23 protein-coding genes and 1 tRNA gene are annotated in these 23,160 nt (G+C 51.1%); 16 read left to right on the forward strand and 8 right to left on the reverse strand.

Features of this window, described 5'->3' with window-relative positions:
- Positions 1-737: 737 nt before the first annotated feature.
- Positions 738-809, forward strand: a tRNA-Lys gene (locus NR121_RS17870).
- Positions 810-954: 145 nt separating this feature from the next.
- On the opposite strand, the gene NR121_RS17875 is transcribed toward NR121_RS17870, so the two are convergent.
- Together NR121_RS17875 and NR121_RS25190 are read right to left on the reverse strand one after the other, a co-directional pair.
- Entirely contained in the window at positions 955-1,959 is a 1,005-nt protein-coding gene (locus tag NR121_RS17875) for a ThiF family adenylyltransferase (protein WP_062410822.1), read from the reverse strand.
- 74 nt (positions 1,960-2,033) lie between these two features.
- On the reverse strand, positions 2,034-2,750 hold the full coding sequence (locus NR121_RS25190; protein ID WP_054819308.1) for a molybdenum cofactor biosynthesis protein: 717 nt from the start codon (positions 2,748-2,750) through the stop codon (positions 2,034-2,036).
- Between the two features lie 131 nt (positions 2,751-2,881).
- Here NR121_RS25190 and NR121_RS17890 point away from each other — a divergent pair, with 131 nt between their 5' ends.
- The 14 genes from NR121_RS17890 to NR121_RS17955 all read left to right on the forward strand — a co-directional run bounded on the left by NR121_RS17890 (position 2,882) and on the right by NR121_RS17955 (position 14,104).
- On the forward strand, positions 2,882-3,031 hold the full coding sequence (locus NR121_RS17890; RefSeq protein ID WP_160327335.1) for a hypothetical protein: 150 nt from the start codon (positions 2,882-2,884) through the stop codon (positions 3,029-3,031).
- A gap of 232 nt (positions 3,032-3,263) precedes the next feature.
- Positions 3,264-4,718, forward strand: coding sequence for a bifunctional metallophosphatase/5'-nucleotidase (locus tag NR121_RS17895; RefSeq protein WP_054819322.1), 1,455 nt, complete (start codon positions 3,264-3,266; stop codon positions 4,716-4,718).
- 23 nt (positions 4,719-4,741) lie between these two features.
- Positions 4,742-5,548: an undecaprenyl-diphosphate phosphatase gene (locus tag NR121_RS17900; RefSeq protein ID WP_256831620.1), complete on the forward strand. Its 807-nt coding sequence runs from the start codon at positions 4,742-4,744 to the stop codon at positions 5,546-5,548.
- A gap of 115 nt (positions 5,549-5,663) precedes the next feature.
- A complete protein-coding gene (locus NR121_RS17905; RefSeq protein ID WP_062406919.1) occupies positions 5,664-6,788 on the forward strand; it encodes an HD-GYP domain-containing protein in 1,125 nt (374 codons plus the stop codon).
- Between the two features lie 131 nt (positions 6,789-6,919).
- A complete protein-coding gene (gene yfkAB / locus NR121_RS17910) occupies positions 6,920-8,062 on the forward strand; it encodes a radical SAM/CxCxxxxC motif protein YfkAB (protein ID WP_256831622.1) in 1,143 nt (380 codons plus the stop codon).
- Positions 8,063-8,100: 38 nt separating this feature from the next.
- The gene (locus NR121_RS17915; RefSeq protein ID WP_054819309.1) at positions 8,101-9,471 is read left to right on the forward strand and encodes a hemolysin family protein; all 1,371 of its coding nucleotides are present in this window, start codon (positions 8,101-8,103) and stop codon (positions 9,469-9,471) included.
- Between the two features lie 88 nt (positions 9,472-9,559).
- Positions 9,560-9,940, forward strand: coding sequence for a hypothetical protein (locus NR121_RS17920; RefSeq protein ID WP_256831623.1), 381 nt, complete (start codon positions 9,560-9,562; stop codon positions 9,938-9,940).
- A 76-nt stretch (positions 9,941-10,016) separates the two neighbouring features.
- Positions 10,017-10,157, forward strand: coding sequence for a hypothetical protein (locus tag NR121_RS17925; RefSeq protein ID WP_256831625.1), 141 nt, complete (start codon positions 10,017-10,019; stop codon positions 10,155-10,157).
- A gap of 42 nt (positions 10,158-10,199) precedes the next feature.
- The gene (locus NR121_RS17930) at positions 10,200-11,084 is read left to right on the forward strand and encodes a YitT family protein (RefSeq protein WP_062406925.1); all 885 of its coding nucleotides are present in this window, start codon (positions 10,200-10,202) and stop codon (positions 11,082-11,084) included.
- Positions 11,085-11,237: 153 nt separating this feature from the next.
- Entirely contained in the window at positions 11,238-11,441 is a 204-nt protein-coding gene (locus NR121_RS17935) for a spore coat associated protein CotJA (protein WP_054819311.1), read from the forward strand.
- A 23-nt stretch (positions 11,442-11,464) separates the two neighbouring features.
- Positions 11,465-11,728, forward strand: a complete 264-nt coding sequence (locus tag NR121_RS17940; protein WP_062406927.1) for a spore coat protein CotJB — start codon at positions 11,465-11,467, stop codon at positions 11,726-11,728.
- A 28-nt stretch (positions 11,729-11,756) separates the two neighbouring features.
- Entirely contained in the window at positions 11,757-12,326 is a 570-nt protein-coding gene (locus NR121_RS17945; RefSeq protein WP_054819312.1) for a manganese catalase family protein, read from the forward strand.
- A gap of 223 nt (positions 12,327-12,549) precedes the next feature.
- A complete protein-coding gene (locus NR121_RS17950; protein ID WP_171005835.1) occupies positions 12,550-13,332 on the forward strand; it encodes a class I SAM-dependent methyltransferase in 783 nt (260 codons plus the stop codon).
- 118 nt (positions 13,333-13,450) lie between these two features.
- Complete coding sequence (locus NR121_RS17955) at positions 13,451-14,104, forward strand: HAD family hydrolase (protein ID WP_062410824.1); 654 nt, start codon at positions 13,451-13,453, stop codon at positions 14,102-14,104.
- A 49-nt stretch (positions 14,105-14,153) separates the two neighbouring features.
- On the opposite strand, the gene NR121_RS17960 is transcribed toward NR121_RS17955, so the two are convergent.
- From NR121_RS17960 to NR121_RS17980, 5 genes are all read right to left on the reverse strand, one after another.
- Positions 14,154-15,257 (reverse strand): YheC/YheD family endospore coat-associated protein, encoded by a 1,104-nt coding sequence (locus NR121_RS17960; protein ID WP_137669887.1) that lies wholly within the window; start codon positions 15,255-15,257, stop codon positions 14,154-14,156.
- A gap of 7 nt (positions 15,258-15,264) precedes the next feature.
- Positions 15,265-16,452, reverse strand: a complete 1,188-nt coding sequence (locus tag NR121_RS17965) for a YheC/YheD family endospore coat-associated protein (RefSeq protein WP_062406931.1) — start codon at positions 16,450-16,452, stop codon at positions 15,265-15,267.
- The gene (locus NR121_RS17970; RefSeq protein WP_062406933.1) at positions 16,453-17,817 is read right to left on the reverse strand and encodes a YheC/YheD family endospore coat-associated protein; all 1,365 of its coding nucleotides are present in this window, start codon (positions 17,815-17,817) and stop codon (positions 16,453-16,455) included.
- 223 nt (positions 17,818-18,040) lie between these two features.
- Complete coding sequence (locus NR121_RS17975) at positions 18,041-19,282, reverse strand: YheC/YheD family endospore coat-associated protein (RefSeq protein WP_235594232.1); 1,242 nt, start codon at positions 19,280-19,282, stop codon at positions 18,041-18,043.
- 61 nt (positions 19,283-19,343) lie between these two features.
- A complete protein-coding gene (locus tag NR121_RS17980; protein WP_256831627.1) occupies positions 19,344-20,717 on the reverse strand; it encodes a YheC/YheD family endospore coat-associated protein in 1,374 nt (457 codons plus the stop codon).
- A 150-nt stretch (positions 20,718-20,867) separates the two neighbouring features.
- Between NR121_RS17980 and NR121_RS17985 the strand changes: the two genes are divergently transcribed.
- Positions 20,868-22,040: a DUF445 domain-containing protein gene (locus tag NR121_RS17985; RefSeq protein WP_256831628.1), complete on the forward strand. Its 1,173-nt coding sequence runs from the start codon at positions 20,868-20,870 to the stop codon at positions 22,038-22,040.
- On the opposite strand, the gene NR121_RS17990 is transcribed toward NR121_RS17985, so the two are convergent.
- A complete protein-coding gene (locus tag NR121_RS17990; protein WP_062406939.1) occupies positions 22,004-23,137 on the reverse strand; it encodes a CdaR family transcriptional regulator in 1,134 nt (377 codons plus the stop codon). The genes NR121_RS17985 and NR121_RS17990 overlap by 37 nt on opposite strands.
- Between the last annotated feature and the right edge of the window lie 23 nt (positions 23,138-23,160).

A 23,160-nucleotide genomic window follows, 5' to 3' on the forward strand; every position in this document is an offset into this window, starting at 1 on the left:
CACGCAACCACTTCTGGATATATCTACTACGTTACACAAACTTCTTGACACTACCCATATCTGCGCCCATGCTTTTTTATTTTGCCAAGATGCTTTTTTATCTTATAAGTAGAGGATTTATAGACAACAAACTCTTTTTTATTGCTTCTGATCCCGCCCTTTGGTTTAGCAATCTTTATCACCGTGCCATTACCCAAATCATATACTAGTCGCCGTGCGCCTGATCCAATCTTTTTTTTTCCTTTAATTTTCTTCCTGATTTTATACCTAATTATCACGGCTGAATGACCTCCGTTTGTTAAAAAATTGTAAATATCACCATTATTATAATGCGAAAAAATGGAATGGCTTGGACGAAATCTCCCCATTTTTAGCAAGGGTTCAATTACCGCTTGGTATGATGGATACGAATAGAAATTTACCAATGGGCATAATAGGCTCAGAGGTGAGTCGATATGAAATGTGTCTATTGTGACAACGTGAGGAAATTCAAAAGCAAAAATCGATTGTGTTACATTTGCTCTATCATCAAACCCAGGTAAATTTTGTCTTTTATTGTGAAAGACTTGATGAGAAATACGGGCTAAAACAGCGACACGTAGGACAACTTACGAAAGTTCGAATGTTGAATATGAGCAGACTTGGCCCCGAGCCCATCGGGGTTATTTTTTTGAGGTGGGAGGTTCCGAGAGGGACTTTATTTTTTTATCGTAAAGTGCTATAATAAAAAACAGTTCAGGTCCGTAGCTCAATGGCAGAGCAACCGGCTCTTAACCGGTAGGTTGTGGGTTCGACCCCCACCGGGCCTATATCTGAATTTCCTCTTGCCGACCTCTCGTTAGGTCGGTTTTTATTTGTACAGAACAAATCGATATACCGGGGAACTTGCTGATCGTCATGATAAAAAAGGCAGCCTCGCTCTTCCTGGAATCGCAGGAGAAGCGAGGCTGATAATTACATACCGATATAACGGCTGTATAAGCTTTTGGCGGCTACAGGATCGTCTGTTCCTTGAACGATCATTCGGCCGTCCGGAAATAAAACAAGCGTGATGTCATTTTCCAAGTGAAGCTTGAGCAAAAACGGATTCAACTCCAGACGGCCGAGTGGACGGAGCTTGTCGGCCCATTCGCCCAGAGAAAGCGCGGATGGCCGTACAGGTTGAATTTGTACGGAATTTCGCCCGCATAACGTTTGAATGGTTTCTTCCTGAACGCTGGCGTTTAAATAATCAAACCGGCGTTCTCCACAGCAAGGGCAATCGGCCTTCCTCGCCTTGGAAACATCGACGGCGGCGTATTGATTATACCATAAGTCCCAATGAATCATCTTGCGGTTTCTCTGACTATCGGCGCCGATCAGCACTTTAAGCGCTTCTGCTCCCTGATGTGAAGCGACCGTATGAATGATCGGTCCGATGACGCCCGCCGTATCGCAGGTCTCCGTCGTTCCTTGTTCCGGAGGTTGTCCGAACAGGCAGCGCAGACAGGGGGTTTCTCCCGGTACGATGGTTAGACTGACGCCCCGTGAACTGACCGCCCCCCCGTATATCCACGGAATACCGTGCTTGACGCTTACGTCATTGATCAGGAAGCGAACGGCAAAATTGTCTGTTCCGTCAAGAATGAGGTCGACGTCCTTCAGCAGGTCTTCTGCATTCGACCAGTTGAGATCGGTCACTACGGGTTCGATCGTCACGGAGGAGTTGGCGGCGCGCAGCCGCGCAGCTCCGGCCTCGGCTTTAGGAGCCGAACCGGCGGCATCGGCCTCATCATAAAGCATCTGTCTCTGCAGGTTGCTTCTCTCAACGAAGTCCCGGTCGATCAACCGTACAAAGCCGACCCCGGCTCGTACCATATGGTTCGACAGCACGGTACCCAGCGCACCCATGCCGACAATGGCCACGCGGGCTTTTTGAAGCTTGGCTTGGCCTTCCTTGCCGATCGGTGCGAACAGGATCTGCCGGGAATAGCGTTCCGGGTCGGGAGCTGAAGCTTGTGCAGCAGCAGCCGAGGATTGTACGTCCTGTACGGTCACTTTGAGACACCTCCTTGACCCGGTATCTCTGCCGTAGGGTTCCAAGGCCCAAGCTGATGCCCTTTCCATTCGGAGCCGTCTTCCCATATTTCCTTTTTCCAGATCGGGACAATCTGCTTCAGCCGCTCAATGGCATAGCGGCTTGATTCATATGCGGCATCCCGGTGCGGAGAGGAGACGGCGATGACAACGCTGATTTCTCCAACCGGAACAGAGCCCAGACGATGAGTAATGGCGATAAGTGTTCCCGGGTATCTGGCGGCGATTTCGTCCCCGATCTGATGCATTGTGCGAAGCGCCATAGGCTCGTAGGCTTCGTATTCCAGCAGGGTCGTCCTTTTGCCGTGTGTAAACTCTCTGGTGGTTCCAATGAACGTCAGTGCAGCGCCGTGATGAGGATGCAGTACTTTAGCCGTTACTTGATCAATGGAAATGGGGGCCCGTGTAAGCTCCATGTTTTCCGGTTCGCCTCCGGATACGGGAGGAATAACCGCTACCTCGTCCTGTTCGCTTATGAATACGTTCTCATCGGCGTAGGCTTGATTCACGGCGATGAAGGAACCGGCGAGCGGTGCGGCGATTTCGGGATATAATTCAGCCAGCTTCGTTTTGAGCTGAGACGGGGTCAGCTTATCTTCTTCAACATCCAGCTCCAGCACGGGGGAGCCTATGCTTTCGGCCAAGCCGGCAAAAAGCAGAAGTTTGAGCTTCATGGTTGTCACTCCATTCTGGCAGCGCCGCCTATCGGCAGACTCTGTTTTTACTATTCAGCATACCATATTTTTAGGAATAAATGATATAATAGATAAGAAGTTCCGAGAAAGAAATCGGAGGTATATTGAGGGTGCTCCAAGTATATGATGATGTAAGGGGTGACGTCCGCTATTTGGCTGGCGAGCTTGCGGCCCTTTGTCCCGAATCGTTTTTGGCCCGCAACCGTGTGAAGGGCGTAAACGGCAAAACGATCGATTGGAGCACCCGATATACGGCATGAATCTCTCGGCCGTGCGGCCGATCCGGCCGCACGCCGATCCGTTTGCAGGCCGCGGCAGGTGTCTTCACGTGAAAAGTGTTGTGAAATTTTGTGTCTTATTACGATGAAAAGTTGGGGATGGAGGCAACCAGCGGTTTCAATAACACAATCACGCCTGGGCAGCTGCGAAACCCGCATCCGGAACATGGAATTCATATTCTAATTATCGCACTCGAAGGAAGGTGGCCTTGTGATTCCGGAGCGGATTAGGCTTCGTATCCTTCATACGAACGATATTCACAGCCATTTTGAACAATTGCCCCGCATCGCTTCGATCATCGCAAGCCTTCGGCAGGAAGCAGGGGCGGAACATACGCTTTCGCTTGATATTGGAGACCATATCGACCGGATGCGCCCCGAAACGGAGGGAACCGGAGGGCTTGCCAATATTGCGCTGCTGAATGCGATTGGCTACGATGCCGTTACATTGGGGAACAACGAGGGGTTAACTTGCACGCCTGAAGTGCTGAACGAATTGTATGGAAAGCATGCACGGAGCAAAGTAGTGATTGCCAACCTGCGGGACGCTGAAACAGGAAGCCTGCCTTTGTGGGCGAGTCCTTATGCAATTTTTAATAAATCGGGTATTCAAATCGGAGTTATCGGCGTTACAGCCCGCTTTACTGATTTTTACCGATTGTTGGGGTGGAATGTATCTGATCCGTTCGAGGCTGTCGCATCGCTGGCGGCAGAGCTTCGTCCGAAGGTGGACGTCCTTATCGTGATGTCCCATTTGGGGCTGAGCAACGATGAGAGAATGGCGGCCGAGATTCCGGGCATCGACCTCATTCTGGGCGGACATACCCATCATTTGCTGGAGGAACCGATTCGTTCAGGCCGTACGCTGATATGCGCCGCAGGTAAATTCGGCCAGTACGTCGGGGTAGTCGATTTGGAGCTGGATGCCGTCTCCAAGCGCTTACTTCACGCCGAAGGCGGTGTGAAGGCGGCTGCCGAATCCGAAGAGGAAGAAAGCATTCGATTACAGATTCAGCAATACGCTGTAAAGGCTAAAGCTTCTCTTGACCGGGAGGTTGCTCGGATCGATTGTGATTTGGACGTGGATTGGTACGGCGAGTCCAGATTAGGGAATCTGCTTGCTGCCGGCTTGCGCGATTGGGTTGGAGCCGAGATCGGGCTGGTGAACGCCGGTCAGCTGCTCGGAGGGCTGCCCCAAGGCCCGGTGTCGGCAGGCATGCTGCTCGAATTGTGCCCATCGCCGATCAATCCTTGCCGAATGAAGCTGAGCGGGGCACAACTGCTCACAGCGTTGGAGGAATCGCTGCTTCCCGAATTTATGAACAAGCCGCTCTATGGCTTCGGCTTCCGGGGCAAAGTGCTCGGTACACTCTGTGTGGACGGGATAACCATCGAGTATGATCCCGAGGCGGCTCCCTACTCGCGCATACTTTCCGTTCGTGTAGGGACGGAAGCTCTAGAACTGGAGCGTCTGTATACCGTAGGAACCATCGACATGTTTACATTTCGGATCGGTTACCTTTCGATCGCAGAAGGCTTGGAACCCGAATTTTTTATGCCTGAATTTTTGCGGGATGTACTCCTTAAGGAGCTGCATAACGCCAGAGCCATGAAGGACAGCAGCCGCAAGCGCTGGGTTCGCATGAATGGACAAGCGGCACCCCATTAATCCGTTTCAGAGGTGGGAAGCCTGTGTACGATTGGTGGGTAGCGGTAGTAATAGGTATTGTGGAAGGGGTAACGGAATTTTTGCCTGTCTCCTCTACAGGCCATATGATATTGGCGGGTACTCTGCTTGGGGTATCTGAAGCCGACGAGCGGATGAAATCTTTTGAAATCGTCATTCAGCTCGGCGCCATAGTGGCAGTGGCTATCGTGTATTGGAAACGGATTGCAGGACTATTCAGATTCGGAAATAAGAAACAAGCAGCACGTAAAGGCTTGAATTTGCTGCATATTCTGCTTGCGATCCTCCCGGCAATGACGGTCGCATATCTGCTGAGTGATTGGATCAAAGAGCGTCTGTTCTCGCCGGAAACGGTGCTGATTGGTCTTGTGCTTGGAGGCATACTGCTGATTATCGGAGAAAAACAGCAGTCCGCTGTCACGGCCGATGATGTGGATAAGCTGAGTTACTATCAGGCCTTTATGATCGGATTATGGCAGATTGTCGCGCTCTGGCCCGGTTTTTCCCGTTCGGGATCGACGATTGCAGGCGGTATGCTGGCCGGAGCAAGCCGGAGCGCCGCTGCCGATTTTTCGTTCATTATTGCCATTCCCGTGATGGTCGCGGCTACCGGGTATGAGATGTTAAAGAGCGCCGGAAGCTTTTCTTCCGCCGATTTCGGTTTTTTCGCCATCGGCTTTGCCGTTTCATTTGTCGTGGCACTGCTGGCGGTGGTGACGTTTATCAAGTTCGTGCAGAGGTTTAGCTTGACCTTTTTCGCTTATTACCGGTTTGTCCTTGCCGCACTGTTCTGGTTTTTTCTTCTATTGTAACTTTTTTGTCGATTTATGAAAAAAAATATTGCTCTTTTTCATTGAATCCGATACGCTAGGGGTATAGGGTATCAGATTTTTTGAATTATTTTAGAAAGAAGATGTGGTTAGTCCTATGCGCTTGCTCCCGATCGGCAAAGTAGAGTCCGGTATGAGGCTCGCAAAAAGAATTTATAATTCGGAAGGACTCCCGCTGCTGATGGAACAAGTCGAATTGACCCAAACCATGATTCGACGACTTATGGATCTCGGAGTCGATTTCGTCTACATCGATGACCCGAGAACCCGAGACATCACGGTTGAGGATACGATTTCCGAAGAGACACGGATTCGGGCCATCTCGCAAATACGCCGTTCCTTCCGACAGCTGATGGGGGATCAGATGAAGCGTACATCCATTACCGGACTCCAGCTTGGCAAGGAATTTCGCAGTGTCATGGACATGATCCTTAACGATTTGAGCAATCATAAAGAATCGATGATTATGCTGACCCATATCAGCGCAATGGATGACTATTTATACCATCATTCGATGAATGTTTGCGTCTATTCGACGATGCTCGGCATGGCTCATGGCTATTCCCGGGACGAATTGATGACACTTGGCATAGGGGCGCTGCTGCACGATATCGGCAAGACCCAAATTCCGTTAGAGCTGCTGCGCAAAAAGGAACCTTTATCGGAAAAAGAATACGATTTAATCAAGCAGCATGCCGTGTACGGTTTTCAATTTCTAAAGGACGAGCCCAACATCCCGCTGATTGCGGCGCACTGCGCTCTCCAGCATCATGAACGGATGGACGGCAGCGGATATCCCCGGGGGTTGAAGGGAGACGAAATTCACGAATATGCGCGTCTCATCGGCCTGGTTGATTCTTATGATGCCATGACGACACACCGCGTGTACCGGAATGCGCTGCTGCCTCATCAGGCGCTGGAAATCCTTTTTACAGGCTCCGGAACCTTATATGAGACGGAAAAAATTGAATTGTTCCGCGATAAAATCGCCATCTATCCGATCGGCATTACCGTTACTCTGAGTACGGGTGAAAAAGGGGTTGTCGTTGATTTGAATTCGAAGGTGCCGCATCGTCCGGTCATTCGGCTTCTGCAGGATGCCGAGGGTCAGGAACTGAAGGACACGCCGGAAATCGACTTGTCCAAAGCCTTGTCGGTAACGATCACCGGCGTGAATGATATGGATGTGCCTCCTCCTCGCGGCACTCAAGTCCGTGCATAAGAATAAAGCCCGAAACCCGGTAAAAGGTTCTCGGGCTTTGGTTTTCTTTTTAAACTTATTAAGATACAATAAAGAATAGATATTTTATCAAGAGGTTTATACTATTTTATATAGAATCAGGTGTAGAAATAATGTCCGAACGTTTCAACGTAATTTCAATGCCGAAGGCGGAACTGACGCCGCTTTCTCCTGAATACGATCCCTGGGATCCGCTTCGTTCGATCCAATTGTACGGAGAACACCGTCTTACGAGCATCGAGCTTACCGTAACCAATTTATGCAATATGCGCTGCGAGCACTGCGCGGTGGGCGAGACGCTGACGATGACCGAAGGACCGCGCATTCCGCTGAGCACGATTTTGAACCGGCTCGATGAGGTGGAGGATCTGCAGACGATCAGCATTACCGGCGGCGAGCCAAGCTATCATGAAAAGACCGTCAAGGAATACATCGTGCCGATTCTCCGTTATGCCCGCGAGCGCGGAGTCCGCTCACAGATCAATTCCAACATAACTTTGGAACTTTCGAGGTATGAGCTTCTTGCTCCTTATCTTGACGTGATGCATATCTCATTTAATTATTTAAGTGCGGACGACTTCTACGAAGTCGGTTTTGCGCGGACGGATCGCCGCGTATCCAAAGAAATGGCCGCCAAAATGTATGACCGTATGATGAACAATGCGGCCGAGCTTTCCAAAGGCGGCATGTTCGTATCCGCCGAGTCGATGATTAATTACCGTACACATGAGAAGCTGCCTGAAATTCACCAATTGATACGGCAAATGGGCTGCAAGCGCCACGAGGTGCACCCTATGTATCCGAGTGCGTTCGCTTCCGGACTGCCGGTCCTTCAATTGGATCAGACCCGCGAAGCGATCCACCGGCTTCTCGATCATAGGGACAAAGAGCTGTGGATGCTGTTCGGTACGCTTCCGTTTTACGCCTGCAGCAGCAATGAAGAGGATTGGAAGATCGTAAGCCGGCTTCGTTCCGAGCCGAATGTGACCGTGCGCAATGATCCTGACGGACGAAATCGGCTGAATGTGAATTTGTTCACGGGCGATGTGTTCGTCACGGACTTTTCCGATGTTCCTGCACTGGGCAATATTCACAAGGATAAGTTGAATCAAGTGTACGAAAGATGGAAACGGCACCCTTTGCGCGAATCCGTGAACTGTTATTGTGAAGCGGCAGCATGCTGCGGACCGAATCTTCTTGTCGCCGACACCTATTACAAAGACGTGGATTTTAAGGCGCGCCGTGCGGTAATGTAAGGGACTGCAATTTATAAAGCGGAGGAGTTTGAAGATTCTTGGAAATTCAAAGTTCAGGATTCGATTTCGGACGGATTGCTCTGAATCTTCTATTGGTCGCGTTTCTGGTATTCCTCAACGGTTTTTTCGTAGCCGCGGAGTTTGCCCTGGTCAAGGTCAGGCAATCTCGCCTCCAGCAGCTTGAGAGTGAGGGCAACAGCAGGGCGGCCTCCGCGCTGGCCGTAACCGGGAAGCTGGATGCTTACCTCTCCTCCACACAGCTTGGCATCACGCTGGCATCTCTTGGTCTGGGTTGGGTCGGAGAGCCCGCGATCGCTCATCTGATCGTAGAGCCTGCGTTCCAATGGCTTGGCCTGGGAAATGCGTGGTATAAAGATGCCCTTTCCTTCGGGATTGCCTTTGCTATCATTACCTTCCTGCATATCGTGCTGGGTGAATTGGCCCCCAAATCCATTGCCATTCAGAAATCGGAAGCGGCATCTCTCTGGCTGTCGGGTCCTTTGATGATATTTTATAAATTGTTTTATCCTGCCATCTGGCTTCTGAACGGTGCCGCGAACCGGCTGCTCAGGTTGATTGGGGTACAGCCTGCCGTGGAGCAGGAGGCCCATACGGAAGAAGAAATCCGTATTTTGATGGATCAAAGCGCCAAAAGCGGTCACATCGACAAAGACGAGATGGCTTTGTTCGATAACATCTTTGAATTCTCGGAGCGGGTTGCAAGGGAAGTCATGGTACCCCGGACGGATATGGAATGTTTGTTTACGGTACTGACGTTCGGGGAAAATCTGAACATCGTTTACGAAACCAAGCATACCCGCTATCCGGTGGCGACCGATGACAAGGATGACATCATCGGGTTCGTGCATATGTCGGATCTGCTTACGGCCGATCCCGATCAAACGCATGATCTGAAAGATTTTTTGCGGCCTGTTCTGATGGTTCCCGAAGCCATGGAAATCAGTCATGTGCTCAAGCTCATGCAAATGAAACGTTCGCAGATTGCCGTGGTGGTCGATGAGTACGGCGGAACAGCGGGACTGCTTACAGTTGAAGATATTCTGGAGGAAATCGTAGGGGAAATTCACGATGAATTTGATATCCGTGAACGTTCTGAAATCGAAAAGCAGGGAGACATCTATTCGGTTGACGGACGCGTTCTGATCGAGGAGCTTAACGATTTGCTGGCTCTCGGGATTGAGGACGATGAAGTCGATTCCATCGGCGGCTGGATGTTTAAACAGCTGGAGGGTTCAATCCATGTAGGCAAAAAGCTGGAGTACGGCTCATTCTTGTTCGAAATCACGGAAGCCGAGCGGCTTAGAATATTACGCGTATCCATTCAGCAGATAGCCAAACCAATGACCGAGGAAAGCCCGGGCGTTCAATCAAACCAGCATAACGTGTGAGGGAGGAAGGCCGATCCATGTCACTAAGAACGGCAGTATTTTGCGCCTTGGGCGCTATCCTTTTGTACGGTTAGAGCGTCCCGTTCAGATGATGATGAAATATTTTCGAATCGGACGCATGACGGCCTCGGCAGCCGCCTGTACATTATTTACAGCGGTCATACTCGGTTTTTTTTATATGGTTGGCATCAAAATCATTTCAGAGCTTATACAATTGTTGAAAAGAGCCCCGGGTTATTTGAATGATGCGATCCTGTTCTTTGAGAATACGATCTCAAGCTCCGGGCTGTTGTATCAAACGCTGCTGTCCGGGGTGGCTGAGCAAGTGGTGAAATGGATGGAATCCAACGTAGGCTCGATTGCGGAAGAACGGCATTTTGCTGGCCATTTACGGTTATTCGCTCGGGGTGGCGAAAGTGATTCCAAGCTTGTTTATTTTTTGTCGTGTTCATCATCGGACTTTATCTGATTTCATTTCATCTTCTGAAGCTGTATGAATCCTTATCGAGCCGAAAATCATTGGCGATGCCATCGGAATCAACGCATTGGCCGCGCTCGTCAGTATGTATGCAGGGTTTCAACTGATCGGCGTCGTCAGACTCGTTCTGGGCCCGGTCATGGTCATTGTATATCAAGCGATGCGCCGCGTCGGATTGCTTAAAATAAACATCAAGCTGGAGGGTTAACTTACAGCATGATCATTCAATCATAGTAAAGGTGGGAATTGTATGCAAGCGGACTTACAGCAAATCAAACAGCATTCAAAGCTGTCCGCAGCGAAGATTGTGCACCGCGCATTTTTTATCTTCCTGGGGGCAGCGCTCGTATCCGTCGGACTCGAAATTTTTCTCGTACCCAACAGGATCATCGACGGAGGCATTGTAGGCATTTCGATCATTTCATCTCATTTGACTGCCCTTCCAGTCGGTATATTCCTGTTGTTACTCAATTTGCCTTTTTTGCTTATCGGCTATAAACAAATCGGCAAAACCTTTGCCCTATCCACATTGTATGCGGTCATCCTGATGTCCCTCGGAACCTGGCTGCTTCATCCGGTAGCTCCGCTTACGATTGATCCTCTGCTCGCATCGGTGTTCGGCGGGGTTATTCTCGGAATCGGGGTCGGGATCGTAATCCGTTTTGGCGGTTCGCTGGACGGTACGGAAATTTTAGCGATTCTGTTCAGCAAAAAAACGCCATTCTCCGTAGGAGAAGTAGTCATGTTTTTTAACCTCTTCATTCTCAGCAGCGCAGGATTTGTCTTCGGTTGGGACCGGGCGATGTACTCGCTTATTGCCTATTTCATTGCTTACAAAATGATTGATATTACCATCGAAGGGTTTGACGAATCCAAATCGGTCTGGGTTATCAGCGACAACAGCCGTGAAATTGGCGATGCCATCATCAGCCGTTTGGGCCGCAGCGTCACTTATTTGCAAGGTGAAGGAGGCTACATGGGCGGCGACAAACTCGTGATTTTCTGTGTAATCAACCGTCTGGAGGAAGCAAAGCTGAAATCGATCGTCGAGGAACTGGATCAGGGCGCATTTCTTGCGATCGGCAACATTCACGACGTGAAGGGCGGACGCTTCAAGAAGAAGGACATTCATTAGTAAGACAAGCTGTCAACAGGGCCTTTTTAATCTCAGGTTACCCAGTATGTGCCGGGTAGCCTTTTTTTTTTCGTTATAGAATCGGAAATAAACATAATGGACAAACAGGAGCTGTATATATAGAGGTAGTATGAACAAGGAGGCACATCCGTTATGGAACAGGAGAAAGTATGGTATCCGTATCATAGTCCGTTCGACCCGTGTCCGCCGATTACAGTGAAGACTTACAGTACCCCGCCAAATCTTTATATTCACTATCAACCGATGCATCTTCCCCAATACCCGCCGATGGAAGCGCTGATGCGCGGCACGCTCTGGCCGGCGCTCTTTAGTCCGTACATTTCGAAAAATTGCTGAAGCGTGAAGGAAGGAGAATAGGTATGCAACAACCGCTTCCGGAACATTTTTACACCATGCTGCAGGAACTGCAGGCGATTGACTTCGTGCTGGTGGAACTCACGCTCTATCTGGATACGCATCCTTTAGACGTTCAAGCCATTCAGCAGTACAATCAGCACGCGCAGCAACGAATGCATCTGGCCAGGCGTTTTGAGACGGAATTTGGTCCGCTTATGGCCTATGGCCACAGCTATTCCAGGCATCCCTGGCAATGGATCGAGACGCCCTGGCCATGGCAGGTTTAACCAATGAACGCTGGAGGGGAGCAGTGGCATGTGGATCTATGAAAAGAAGCTGCAATATCCGGTAAAGGTAAGTAAATGCGATCCCAGAATGGCAAAGCTTTTACTGGAGCAATATGGCGGTGCGGACGGCGAGTTGGCCGCGGCGCTGCGGTATTTGAATCAACGCTATACGATTCCGGATAAAGTTATCGGTTTGCTGACGGATATCGGGACAGAGGAATTCGCTCATCTTGAGATGATTGCTACGATGGTATACAAACTGACAAAAGATGCTACGGTGGAGCAGCTGAAGGAGGCCGGATTGGACGCTTATTATGCCAGTCATGACCGAGCGCTGTTTTACAGCAATGCGGAGGGCGTTCCTTGGACTGCCGCTTATATTCAAGCCAAAGGAGATCCGATCGCCGATTTGTATGAAGATATAGCGGCGGAAGAGAAGGCCAGAGCTACATATCAATGGTTGATTGATTTGACGGACGATGTGGATTTGCAGGACGGGCTCAAATTTTTGCGGGAGCGGGAGATTGTCCACTCGCTGCGGTTTCGTGAAGCTGTAGAAATATTGAAAGCGGATCAGAGCGAGAAGAAGGTTTTCTGAACGAAAAAGCATTGGTAAGATAAGCGAATTTACTTGTCCAGGCGAAGTCAACGGATTTCGCCTGTTTTGTCGTTTCAGCAAGCCTTCGGGCAAAAAGTAAAAAAAATGCGCGTTAACTGGGAGGGCCGACCGAATTGTGATAAATTGGTAATGTTGCTTGAAAGAGATTTTGAAAATTACGGTCCGCCTTATAATCAAATTATGCGGGAGGGAACAAAAAGCCATGATGGACCCAAAACAGGCAAAAGAAACCGTTCGGGATCAGTTTTCCAGAAATGCGGAAAAATATGTGACTAGCAGCATCCATGCCAAAGGAGATGATCTTCCGCTTTTGGTGGAGTGGCTGGAGCCTGGAGCGGACTGGCAAGTGCTTGACGCAGCTACCGGAGGAGGACATGTTTCCAAAGCGCTCTCCCCATTTGTAGCGCAAATAGTTGCAACGGATTTGACAAAGGAGATGCTGGCTGCAGCTCGCAAGCATCTGATAGAGGAAGGCTGCGACAATGTTGGATTTGTGGTGGCTGATGCCGAGGATTTGCCGTTTCTGGACGACTCCTTCGATGCGGTCACCTGCCGGATTGCCGCGCATCATTTTCCTGACCCTGGGCGGTTTATTACGGAAGCGGCACGCGTCTTGAAGCCTGGAGGCAAGCTTCTGCTTATTGATAATGTGGTTCCGGAGGAAGCTCGTCTGGATTTGTTCATCAATACATTAGAAAAGTTAAGGGATGAGAGCCACGTGCGATGCTGCAGCCTAGCTCAGTGGACCGGATGGATGAAGGATGCAGGTCTGGAAGTACTGAAACAGCGGGTCCGCAAGAAGACATTCGAGTTTCCGACCTGGGTCCGGCGAACGGCCAGAACGGAGGAACAGGTAAAGCAGGTCGAATCCCATATCCTGAAGGCGGATAAGGATTTGCAGGAGTACTGCGGATTGGTGCTGAAAGATGGGGCCATTCGCTCCATTACAATTGACGAGTGGATGGTTGTTGCAGGAAAGGAATAAAAGCAGTGGACAATGCCTAATTGACATTCTTTGCAAATCATGGTTGTATAGAACTTGACGTTTTTGAAGGACAGGGGAGGAAAACGAATTGGCGATTGCAATCACAAAGCCGGAGGCTATGATCTTCGACCTGGACGGGACCTTGTTTCAAACGGAGACGTTGCTGTTGCCGGCTTATCGGGCGACGTTCGACAGACTGCGCGAGGAGGGACTGTATGAAGGCGAAACGCCGCCGGAAAAGTACGTTCTCAGCGGTCTGGGCATGTTGCTCGAGCATATTTGGCAGATGGTGATGCCCGAGGTGGACCAAGCAGTTCACCGCAGAGCGGACGAGCTCCTGTTAAAGCTGCAGATTGAAGGGATGGAGCGGGGCGACGGGAAGCTGTATGACGGTGTAGCCCATACTCTTCAAGGGCTCCGCAGCAGGGGAATACGGCTGTTTATCGCAAGCAACGGACTGGAGGATTATGTGAAGGGGGTCATCCGATACCAAGGTCTGGAGACGCTGTTTGAGCCGGGCGGACTTTACAGCGCAGGGGAGTACCGAACCCGGTCAAAGGCGGATCTGGTACGGATGCTCTTGGATCGGCACGGGGTAAGCTCCGCTTGGATGGTAGGTGACCGCTCCTCCGACGTGGAGGCGGGACATGCCAACGGATTGTTTGTCGTCGGCTGCGATTATGCCGGCTTCCGCAAGGAAGGAGAGCTGGATCAGGCAGACGTGAGGATTGCGGATTTCAGCGAACTGCTGAAGCTAGTAGACGAAACGTGAAGGAAGCGACTTGCATTATAACGGAAATCCCATTAGAAAATGGAAAAAATCAGCGGGTTACGCCGCTGATTTTTTGTTTGTTCAGCCAAAGTGCGAATTCGAGAGGACGTCTGACGGCTATCCGGTACGTTTCTAATTCTCCGATCCGGTAAAAGACTTCCCGCGAAGGCTTCGGATTGACTTCAAGCAGCCAGACATGTCCTTTGGGATCAACAGCCAGGTCAATCCCCGCCTCGCAAAGTCTGCCGAATTTATCCTCAAGGTGCTTCATTACGTTTAGACCGAGTTCGTATGCGCTCTTTTTAATGTTCTTCACGACGTCATCCGAATTGAAACGCTTCTTCAGCAAGGCATCCATCGAAATGGCGGTGCCTCCGCCGTGCAGATTGGAAGTAACGGACTGTGCGGGCCCGATCCGGCCGGCGCAGCCGGTGATCTGCCATTCTCCGTTGCCGTCTTTTTGCACCAGCATGCGAAAGTCGTGAACCCGGCCGTCTTTTAAGCGAAGTGGAATTCCTTGCTGAAGGATGTATTTCTCTTCCAGTTTCCAATCACGAAGCTTCACAGGTATTTGCGCTAAGGTCACTTTATGCATGGGAAGTATTCGCCGGTTCGGGTCGCGCCCCTGCATCAGATAGACTCCGCCTCGAAGCCGCTGCAGTCGGATGATGCCGCGGCCTCCAGTTCCGCTTTTTGGCTTCATGAAGATGACCGGATGCTTTTTGAGAAATTGGCCCAGTTCTTTTGCATCTTTATACTTGACGGTTGCCGGCAGGTGAGGTTTGATACTTGAATTCTCGGATAGAAGCTGATGCATGGACCACTTGTTGGTGAGGGGGCGGCTTAAATAGCGTAAGGAACTGTACTGCTTGCGGAATCTTGTCAGCTTGCGAAAATTTTCAAGTCCATGGTAACGGCAGCGGTCATAGATGATGGGCGGAAATCTGGTCCACTTTCGGACCCACTTCCCCATTGCAGGATTATATTTCAAAGCGTGAATCCGGGACCTGGTTTTATCTACATCATCTGGTGTGAAGACCAAAATTTCCAGTCCAAGCTTTCGTCCGCTAATGCTCAGCTTACGGAAAAAGGAAATTTCTTCTAGTCTTTGTCCCGCCAAATACATAGCCAATACCCCCACTGGATACCTCACGCGTTTTTCACCTGCTTTCATCGGCAATGCTCTTTATAGCGGACATGGTTGAATTTTTTTTGAAGAACCGTTTGGGCTTTCTTTTGCACAGGTAAATGGAATAGTCGATTAAATTTTCAAGCGATTTTTTTCGGATGGGGGGTTCGTCAAACTTCATCGGCTTGGAGTTGGCTTCGAAAAACCAAATATGTCCAATTTGGTCCACTCCGAGATCCATAGACATTTCGCCGAGGGAATATCCGTACGATTTCTCAATTTGTTTGGCTATGATCAAGGCTGTCTTCCGCGCCTCTCTAATGATGCGTTTGCTGCCAGCTGTTCCGAACGAGGAGTTAAGCAGCTTGACAGGATTGTCAATCGAACCGCCCCGCGGGACGTGGGTCGTAATACTGGACTTTCCCGCAAGTCGCGCGCCAATGCCCGTTATGGTCCACCGGCCTTTGCCGTTCTTCTGCACAAGAACCCGCAGATCGAAAGGTCTTTGCTTGTAGCTTGAAAGGACGATTCCCTGTTGCATGATATATTCTTTGGAGTTAATTTGGCGTTGGATCTCCGTCCACAGTTCCGAAACGGTCGAATACCGGGAGATATGGCTTTTGGTTTTGTTCTGGATACTGAGCTCGTATGAGTTGCCTTTTGAACGTCCGCCACTAATGCGGCTGACCCTCATGATGCCTTTGCCCGCTTTTCCGCGAATCGGTTTAAGGTAAAGGAACGGATAAGCCAGAAGCATCTTATGAAGTTCTGTGCTTGAAGACAAACGCTCCGTGACGGGAATAAAGGGCCTTGTTTTCTGCGATTTGTTAATCCATTCGAAGAGGTTCCATTTGTTAAAAAAGGCCGGATTAAAAAAATGGATCTGTCCGTGGCGCAGACAGGTCTGAATGACCTGCTGCACCTCGGGATAAAGCTCGAATTTTCGGTAAGGAATCCGGTTATAGACAACATGGGGAAGAGGCATCCGCTGTTTGGTCCACGATTTGGTTGAAGGGTGATATGAATAACCGGGGACATGCTTGCCGGACAGCTTGAAATCAGATGTGGTCATGACGTATACCTGCACTCCGCGTTCCTTACCGATTCGGATCAGATCTACAAAGTTATCCTGGTTCCCGCGGAATACTCTTTTTTTGTCGGCATAAGTGAGAATGGCCAGGGTGGGCCGCTTCTGTTTCCTTTGTATGATGGCACCCACTTAAGAATCCCTCCTTGACCGGAATCGGCTCAGGAAGAGACAATAGTCGAAAACATACTGAAGTGAACGTCTTCCCTGCTCCTTGAGGGCAGGGTGTTTAAATATGGACCGCCCTGGTTTGGAGTTGGCTTCGAACATCCAGATGTGTTCGTTTTGATCGATCCCGATATCAAAACCGAGCTCGCCAAGGGTGTGGCGGTCATTGCGTTCGATCGCCTCCGCCAGCTTGATGGCCGTCTCTTTGGCGTTGGCGAGAACAGCCTCCGCCCGCGTTCCTAATACTTCCTTCAACACCTGCTCCGGCGTCATCAATTGGCCGCCGGTACGCACGTGTGTCGTGACGCTGCCTCTGCCGGCCTTCTTGGCTCCGATCGCGGCAACGACCCATTGGTTATTGATGTTCTTGGTCATATGGAAGCGGAAATCGATCGGACAGCTGTCGATTTCAATCAGCCTAATGCCCTGTTGGGCGACATAACCGTTTAAGCCGCTGCTCTGGCGGTTTAACAGGGACATCAGCGATTCAAATTTTTTGAAACGCAGCAGCACATTGCGTTCTCCCCTGCGGAAACGTGCGTAATACCCCTGCCTCGGATTATACGTCAACCGGTAAATTCCGATGCCGAGGCTGCCGGCGGTCGGTTTGAGATAAATAAACCGGTGCTTCTCCAGCATTTCCTTCATCTGTGCCGGCGTAGGATTGATACGGGACTCCGGTACGTTTTTGAAGACATCGGTGTCTTCGAGCAGATTGTACACGTCCCATTTGTCAAAGAAGCTCCAGTTGAACAACGGAATGCCCTGCCGCACGAAGCGGTTCTTGAAGGCATTCATGGAAGCGAGCTTCTCCGCTTTGCGGCTTGGCAATCGGTTATAGACCACGTCCGGCAGCGGCAGCACTTTGCGGACCCATCCGCCGCCGCCGCTCGGAACGACTGCGTTTACCGTCTGTTGCGACCAGTTCACGTCACGGGGCGAGAAGCCGAAATAGAACGCTTTGTCTTTCCCGGCCTGCATGAATTGACGGATGAATTCCGTCCGCGAGCCGAAGGGAGCGGAGTTGCCTGGAGAAACGCTGGTCAAGATGCCGATCAGCGGGCCCAGGCGAAGTTCGGTATTGTCGCTAACAATCAGAGTGGTGCCGCTTCTGGGAATGCGTAACTGGGTGTACACATATGACGGTAAATAGACTTGGTTTCCGCTCTTCTTCAGCAGCTTGAGTTGCAAATAGAGGCTTTTGCTGCCGAGCTTTAAGGTCACATTTCTTGCTTTGGCCACCTTCAGGGTTTTGGCCAATTCACTTGTCAAGTAAACGACCCGTTCTTGCCGCTTAATGACATGAATCGTGCAAGTTGTCAAGCTCATGTTGAACCTCCTAAGAGTTTTGCCGGAGGCAAAACTGGCTTCGTATAGATGTGCTTTGCGTTTTGCCGGAGGCAAAACTGGCTTCGTAAGGAATGAGGCAAGAGGATATGAAAACTTTGCGACTGGCAAAGCAGTTCTGATTCGTAGGTACTGTTGGCTTCAGGAGAAGGAACGAGCCTGAGCGCCGATGCGTTCTTTTTTGACGGATGACGTGATTTCCGGCCTAATGGTTTTTTGGCATCCTTGCTCCTTCAACGACTTTCCCGGAGAGTCTTCTTCCCGTGCCTCCGAAATTTTTTCCACGCTTCCTTTCGTCCTGCTGCCGCAAGATATACCATGCATAATGAAGGGGATTGGCCAAAGCTGCACACTTTGCCTGATCGTCTTGCAAATAAGTAAAGATGGAACGGCCGGGCTTGGAATTCACTTCAAGAATCCATAAATTACCGTCCCGGTCGACGCCGTAATCTATCCCGAGCTCGACGAGCCGTCCGTGATATGATTCCAGAGCGATCGGCAGCTCCTCCGAGAGGCGAGTCAGCTTGCGAAGAAGCTCCTCGGCGGCTTCCCGCCCGAATTCCCGGGCGAGGAAGGGAGCGGCGGGCTCTGCCGTGCCTCCTCCATGCAGGTTTGAAGTCAGGCTGCCGTCCCGACCCCGGCGAACAGCCATGCCGGTTAACTGCCAGCGGCCGGTGTCGTTTTTTTGCGCCAGCACGCGCACGTCGTACGCTTCGCCATCTTGGGTCTGCAGCGGCAGATACTGCTGCAGCAGGTAGCTGCGCCGCGCGACAAAACGGCGCAGCCATTCCAGCAGCGCGGCCTTGTCCGCGAAATCCCGCTCAAAAGCGCGGTTTCGCTTATCGCGTCCGCGCACGGTAAATGCCGGTTCAGCGGTGTTTACCGTTCCGGCCGCGGGGAGCGGCCTGCTCCGCACGAGCAGCACGCCGCGGCCTTGCGAGCCGCTTTGCGGCTTCAGGATGACTTCCCGGCATTCCCGGAGCCAGTCTGCCACCGTCCGCATGCCGCGCAGTCGTTCGGTCCGGGGAAGATAAATGCCAAACCGTTCATCCTGCTCCAACAGCTGCTGAACGGTCCATTTGTCTTTAAGGCCGCACCCTAAAAGGCGGACGGACGGGTGTTCGTCCAGACGGCGCATTACCGCCCGATATGCTGCGTACTGATGCCGTTCGGTGAAAAAACACCGGTCATACACGACGGACGGCAGCGGGAATGTCCGGCACATCCATTGCTTATGATCAGGATCATAGGCATAACCTGTCACTTGCTTTCTGCTCCAATCGATGCCAGGCGGAGTAAACACGAATACCATCAAACCGCTTCGTCTACCGGCTATACACAAGCTGCGGTAGAAGCGGCGGTTTCGAAAAGGCGGATCCTCATCGGTATGCGTCGTCATGATGCCTACCGAACGATCAGCGATCCTCATGAAGCTGGAGATCATCATGCGCGTCACCCCATAAGTGCAGGGAGCTTCCCGAACGGGAAGCCGCCCGAAATGGTAAAACTTAAAAGCTTGCGGAATGTCTGGCGTATTGTACAAGCTTTTTCACCGAAGGCCGGATTTTATTGTCCGCTGCAAGCGGCGTGTTGTCTTCTTTCGACGGCTTCGAATTGACTTCGATCAGCCAAACGCGTCCATGGATATCGATAGCCAGATCGATGCCGAGCTCTGCAAAATGGCCAGGCACTTGTGCTTCGATTCCTTTGGCGATCTGCACCGCCGCCCGGCGCAGCTTCGGAAGTCCGCCGGATGCGGCGGCAGAGCCTGAGCGGGCCAGCGCTTCTTTTACGGTGCTCAAGCTTCCGCCCCGGGCGAGGTTGGAAACAAAATGATGATTTCCCGCAATCCGGGCTACGATGGAGGTAATGGCCCACTGCCCGGTTTCGCCGCGCTGCACTAAAGCGCGGAAATCGATCGGCCTTCCGCCCGCCGTCAGCAGATCCAGTCCCTGCTGGATTTGATAGCGATGTTTTTTCACTTTTCCGGATACGGCGGCAAACACGCCGGTTAACGAGGAAAACGATTGTTTACGTGCGCCGCTCAGATTGGTAAAATGACAAATGTACGATCCGTCCGGCTGTTTGCGTATCCGAATGATTCCTTTGCCCAGACTTCCCGTAACGGGCTTGAGAAATACGGTTTTATGCTTTGCGCACATGGACTTCAGCATTTGAAAATTCCGCAGCAGGTATGATTCCGGTAAATAAAGATGCAGACCGCTCTCCTTGCGGAGCGCGTCAAAGACTTCCGTTTTGTCCAGATATTTCTCGTTAAACATGATGGTGTTATGACGGGTTTTGACTTGGTTTATAAAATGCTGAACATTCGGCCGTTTTTCCAGCTTGCGCGAGGTGAGCCGATTGTAGAGGACATTCGGGATCGGGAGGTTGAGCTTTTCCCATTTCTCACCTCCGGCATAGCGCCACCCCTGAACCGTATCGCTCTGCCCGTGGAGGTCGTCCGGGGTGCAAAAGAACACCACGGCGCCATACAGCTTGCATGCATCGGATAACTCCCTGCAGAATGCCGTGTTCGCGCCAAACAATTTGTCGGGCGACGAAGGATGGACGCGACTGACCATCACGCCGATCAGCGGTCCGATTTGAATCGTACGTGTTCCGGATTTGTACTGCAAACACAACTGGTCACCCTGCGACAGCCCCCATGCGGCAGCAAGCGTTCTGCTTATGCGAAGCGTGCCGGTTTGCGAAACAGGCATGATCTTTACTTCCTGCTTGCTTGCTCCGAAGCGCAAATGCAGAGTAGTGTGAAGCGGGATTTTCCATTTCTTTGCGATCGCATCGCTGAGCATCAGAACGGAGCCGTCCGAGGAAATGCCGGGGTTTTGTATTTGAATCCTGACCTTTGTTCTTTTCATGCGGAACTCCTTCCCAGCAAGGGCTTGCCGTACGGCATGCCTCAGCATGCTTGGAACATTACCAAACGAACTACTTCATCATATGAGGGCGTTTTCCCCTTGGTGAATGGGAAAGAGCCTCTACTTGCAAAAGGATGTGAACTTCGCAGCATGCTGAATGTCTGGTTTATTTTAATGAATATAGCTGTGGCCGGTTTTGTGGGCGGGGTAACCAACCACCTGGCGATCAAAATGCTGTTTCATCCCCGCCGGGAATGGCGCCTCTTCGGAATAAGGGTACCTTTTACGCCGGGTCTTATCCCTAAACGCAAGGACGAAATCGGCCGCTCGCTTGGCAAAGTGGTAGGAGAATATCTGGTTACCGCTCACGGGCTCTCGCAAATGCTGCAAAAGCCTGAAATGAAAGCCCGTCTGGAACAGGCGCTTGGCCGGATTGTAACGGATTGGACGGGACGGGAGATCACGGTACGCGAACTGCTCGCCAAGTGGCTGACTCCCGAAAAGGCGGATGAATGGATTTCGCGGCTTGCCGGATGGCTGCGGGAGCGTACGGGGCGGGGAATCGAATGGCTTTGGCTGGAAAAGGGCTTGGGAGATATGAAGCTGTCGGAACTGCTTCCGGATTGGTCGGAAGAGAAGCGGGAGCGCTTCGTAGAATGGGGAGTCGACTTGTTGATTGAAGAAATCAGGAAGGAACTGATGTCACCGAACGGGGAACATATGCTGCGTCAAATGACGAACCAGTTCATGGGGCAGACAGGCGGTTTTCTGGGCGCGCTGGCCGGCATGTTTATGGATGAATCGAAGACGGTTGAAAAAATCCGGGCGGCTCTTCTTCAACAGCTGGAATCCGCAAATGTGCGGATCACCCTCGGTCATTTTATCCGCAAAAAAGTAGAGCAATTTGAAGACATGAGTTTGTCTGTTGTGCTTGAAGCGGCGGCCAAAGAGGAGAGTCTGCCTTTTCTTAAAGAAAAAGCGCAGTCGCTGCTCCGTTTTGAGGATTGGCTGCATAAGCTGGGAGAAGCCCGCCTGGATGAGGCACTCGGCCGTTACAGGGAGACGCTGCTGGAGTATACTCCCGAAGTGGCAGAGCGCCTGCTTGCTCTTCTTGCGAATCATATGGAACGGATCATAGAAGCGATCGAGCTGCCTAAAATCGTCGAAGGGCAGATTGCCCGCTTTCCGATTGAGCGCGTGGAGGAAATCATACTTGGCGTGTCGGGCAAAGAATTCCGGGCCATTACCTGGCTGGGAGTTTTGCTCGGCGGAATCATCGGGTTGATTCAGTCGCTGCTGCTGCCCTTGTTTAATTCCATGTGAAAGCTTTCCGGTCTGAACCACAGCACAAACTGAAGCAGAACGGCATCTTGAAATTGTTGGGGATCGTAGCCCGTTAACGCCTTGATTTGCTCCAAACGGTAAATCATCGTGTTCCGGTGAATATTCAGCATTTTTGCAGAGCTTGCAATACTCAGGCTGCAGTCGAAAAACGCCTGCAGCGTCTCGCGCATTTTGTCGTTCCAGTAAGGCTGAATTTTAGTCAGCAGCCGGTTGCGGTGCTCTGATGGAATTTCATGAACCAAAGCTTTGGCTTCCACGGTGTCAAAGCGGACCAGGGGGCGGTCCTCGGATTCGCCCATACGGAGGGCGAGATCCGCTTCCGTAAACCCGAGACGGATCGCTTCGCGGGTCATGACGGGAGATCCTACTCCAATGGTGTGCTTCAATGCCTCCCGCTCTAACAGCTCCGTCAGCTTGACAAGCTTATGCTCAACGCCTTCCGGGGGAATCTCATAAAAGAGAAAGAGCAGTTTTTGCGGCCGGTACTGACTGATCAGCGCCTTGTCCGATTGAAACATGCGTTGGACCTTGGCAAGAAGGCCTTCATTTCCTTTATTTTCCGAAGGCAGCTTGTAAGCGGCGGCAGCCACCTGATAGGGAGGGCTGAATCGGCAGTGAAGCGTCTCTAGTCTTTGATCGATCATCGGCAAATCCGGAGCGGAGGATTGGAGAAGCTCCTCTACAATCAAATCAACGGTCATTTGCTTCCATTCATCCTGCAGCTTCAGATGTTTCTGCTTGATCATGAGCTCGGTCGTCATCTTGACCAAATGGCCGAAAGGCTTGACCTCATTCGGGGTGCCCGTAATGCCGATCGCTCCTACCACCCGTCCATTATAATGAACGGGCAAATTTATCCCGATGTGAGCTCCGTTCCATTGCGGGACATGATGCTCCTCTACGATCAACTCCCGGTTTTGCCGCATGGCTTCTGCGGCAGCTTCATGGTATTGTCCGATACGGCCGGCATCACCGCTGGCGATAATCGTACCTGTCAAGTCCATGATATTGATGTTGCGGTCAAGCCGTTCCATCGTTTCCTGAACGATTTCGGCGGCCAATTCAGGGGTTAGCATCAGCAGTCCTCCTCTACTTGCAT

Origin of the sequence: Paenibacillus sp. Pae15, assembly GCF_024519685.1 — a bacterium.
Lineage (GTDB): Bacteria > Bacillota > Bacilli > Paenibacillales > NBRC-103111 > Paenibacillus_G > Paenibacillus_G naphthalenovorans.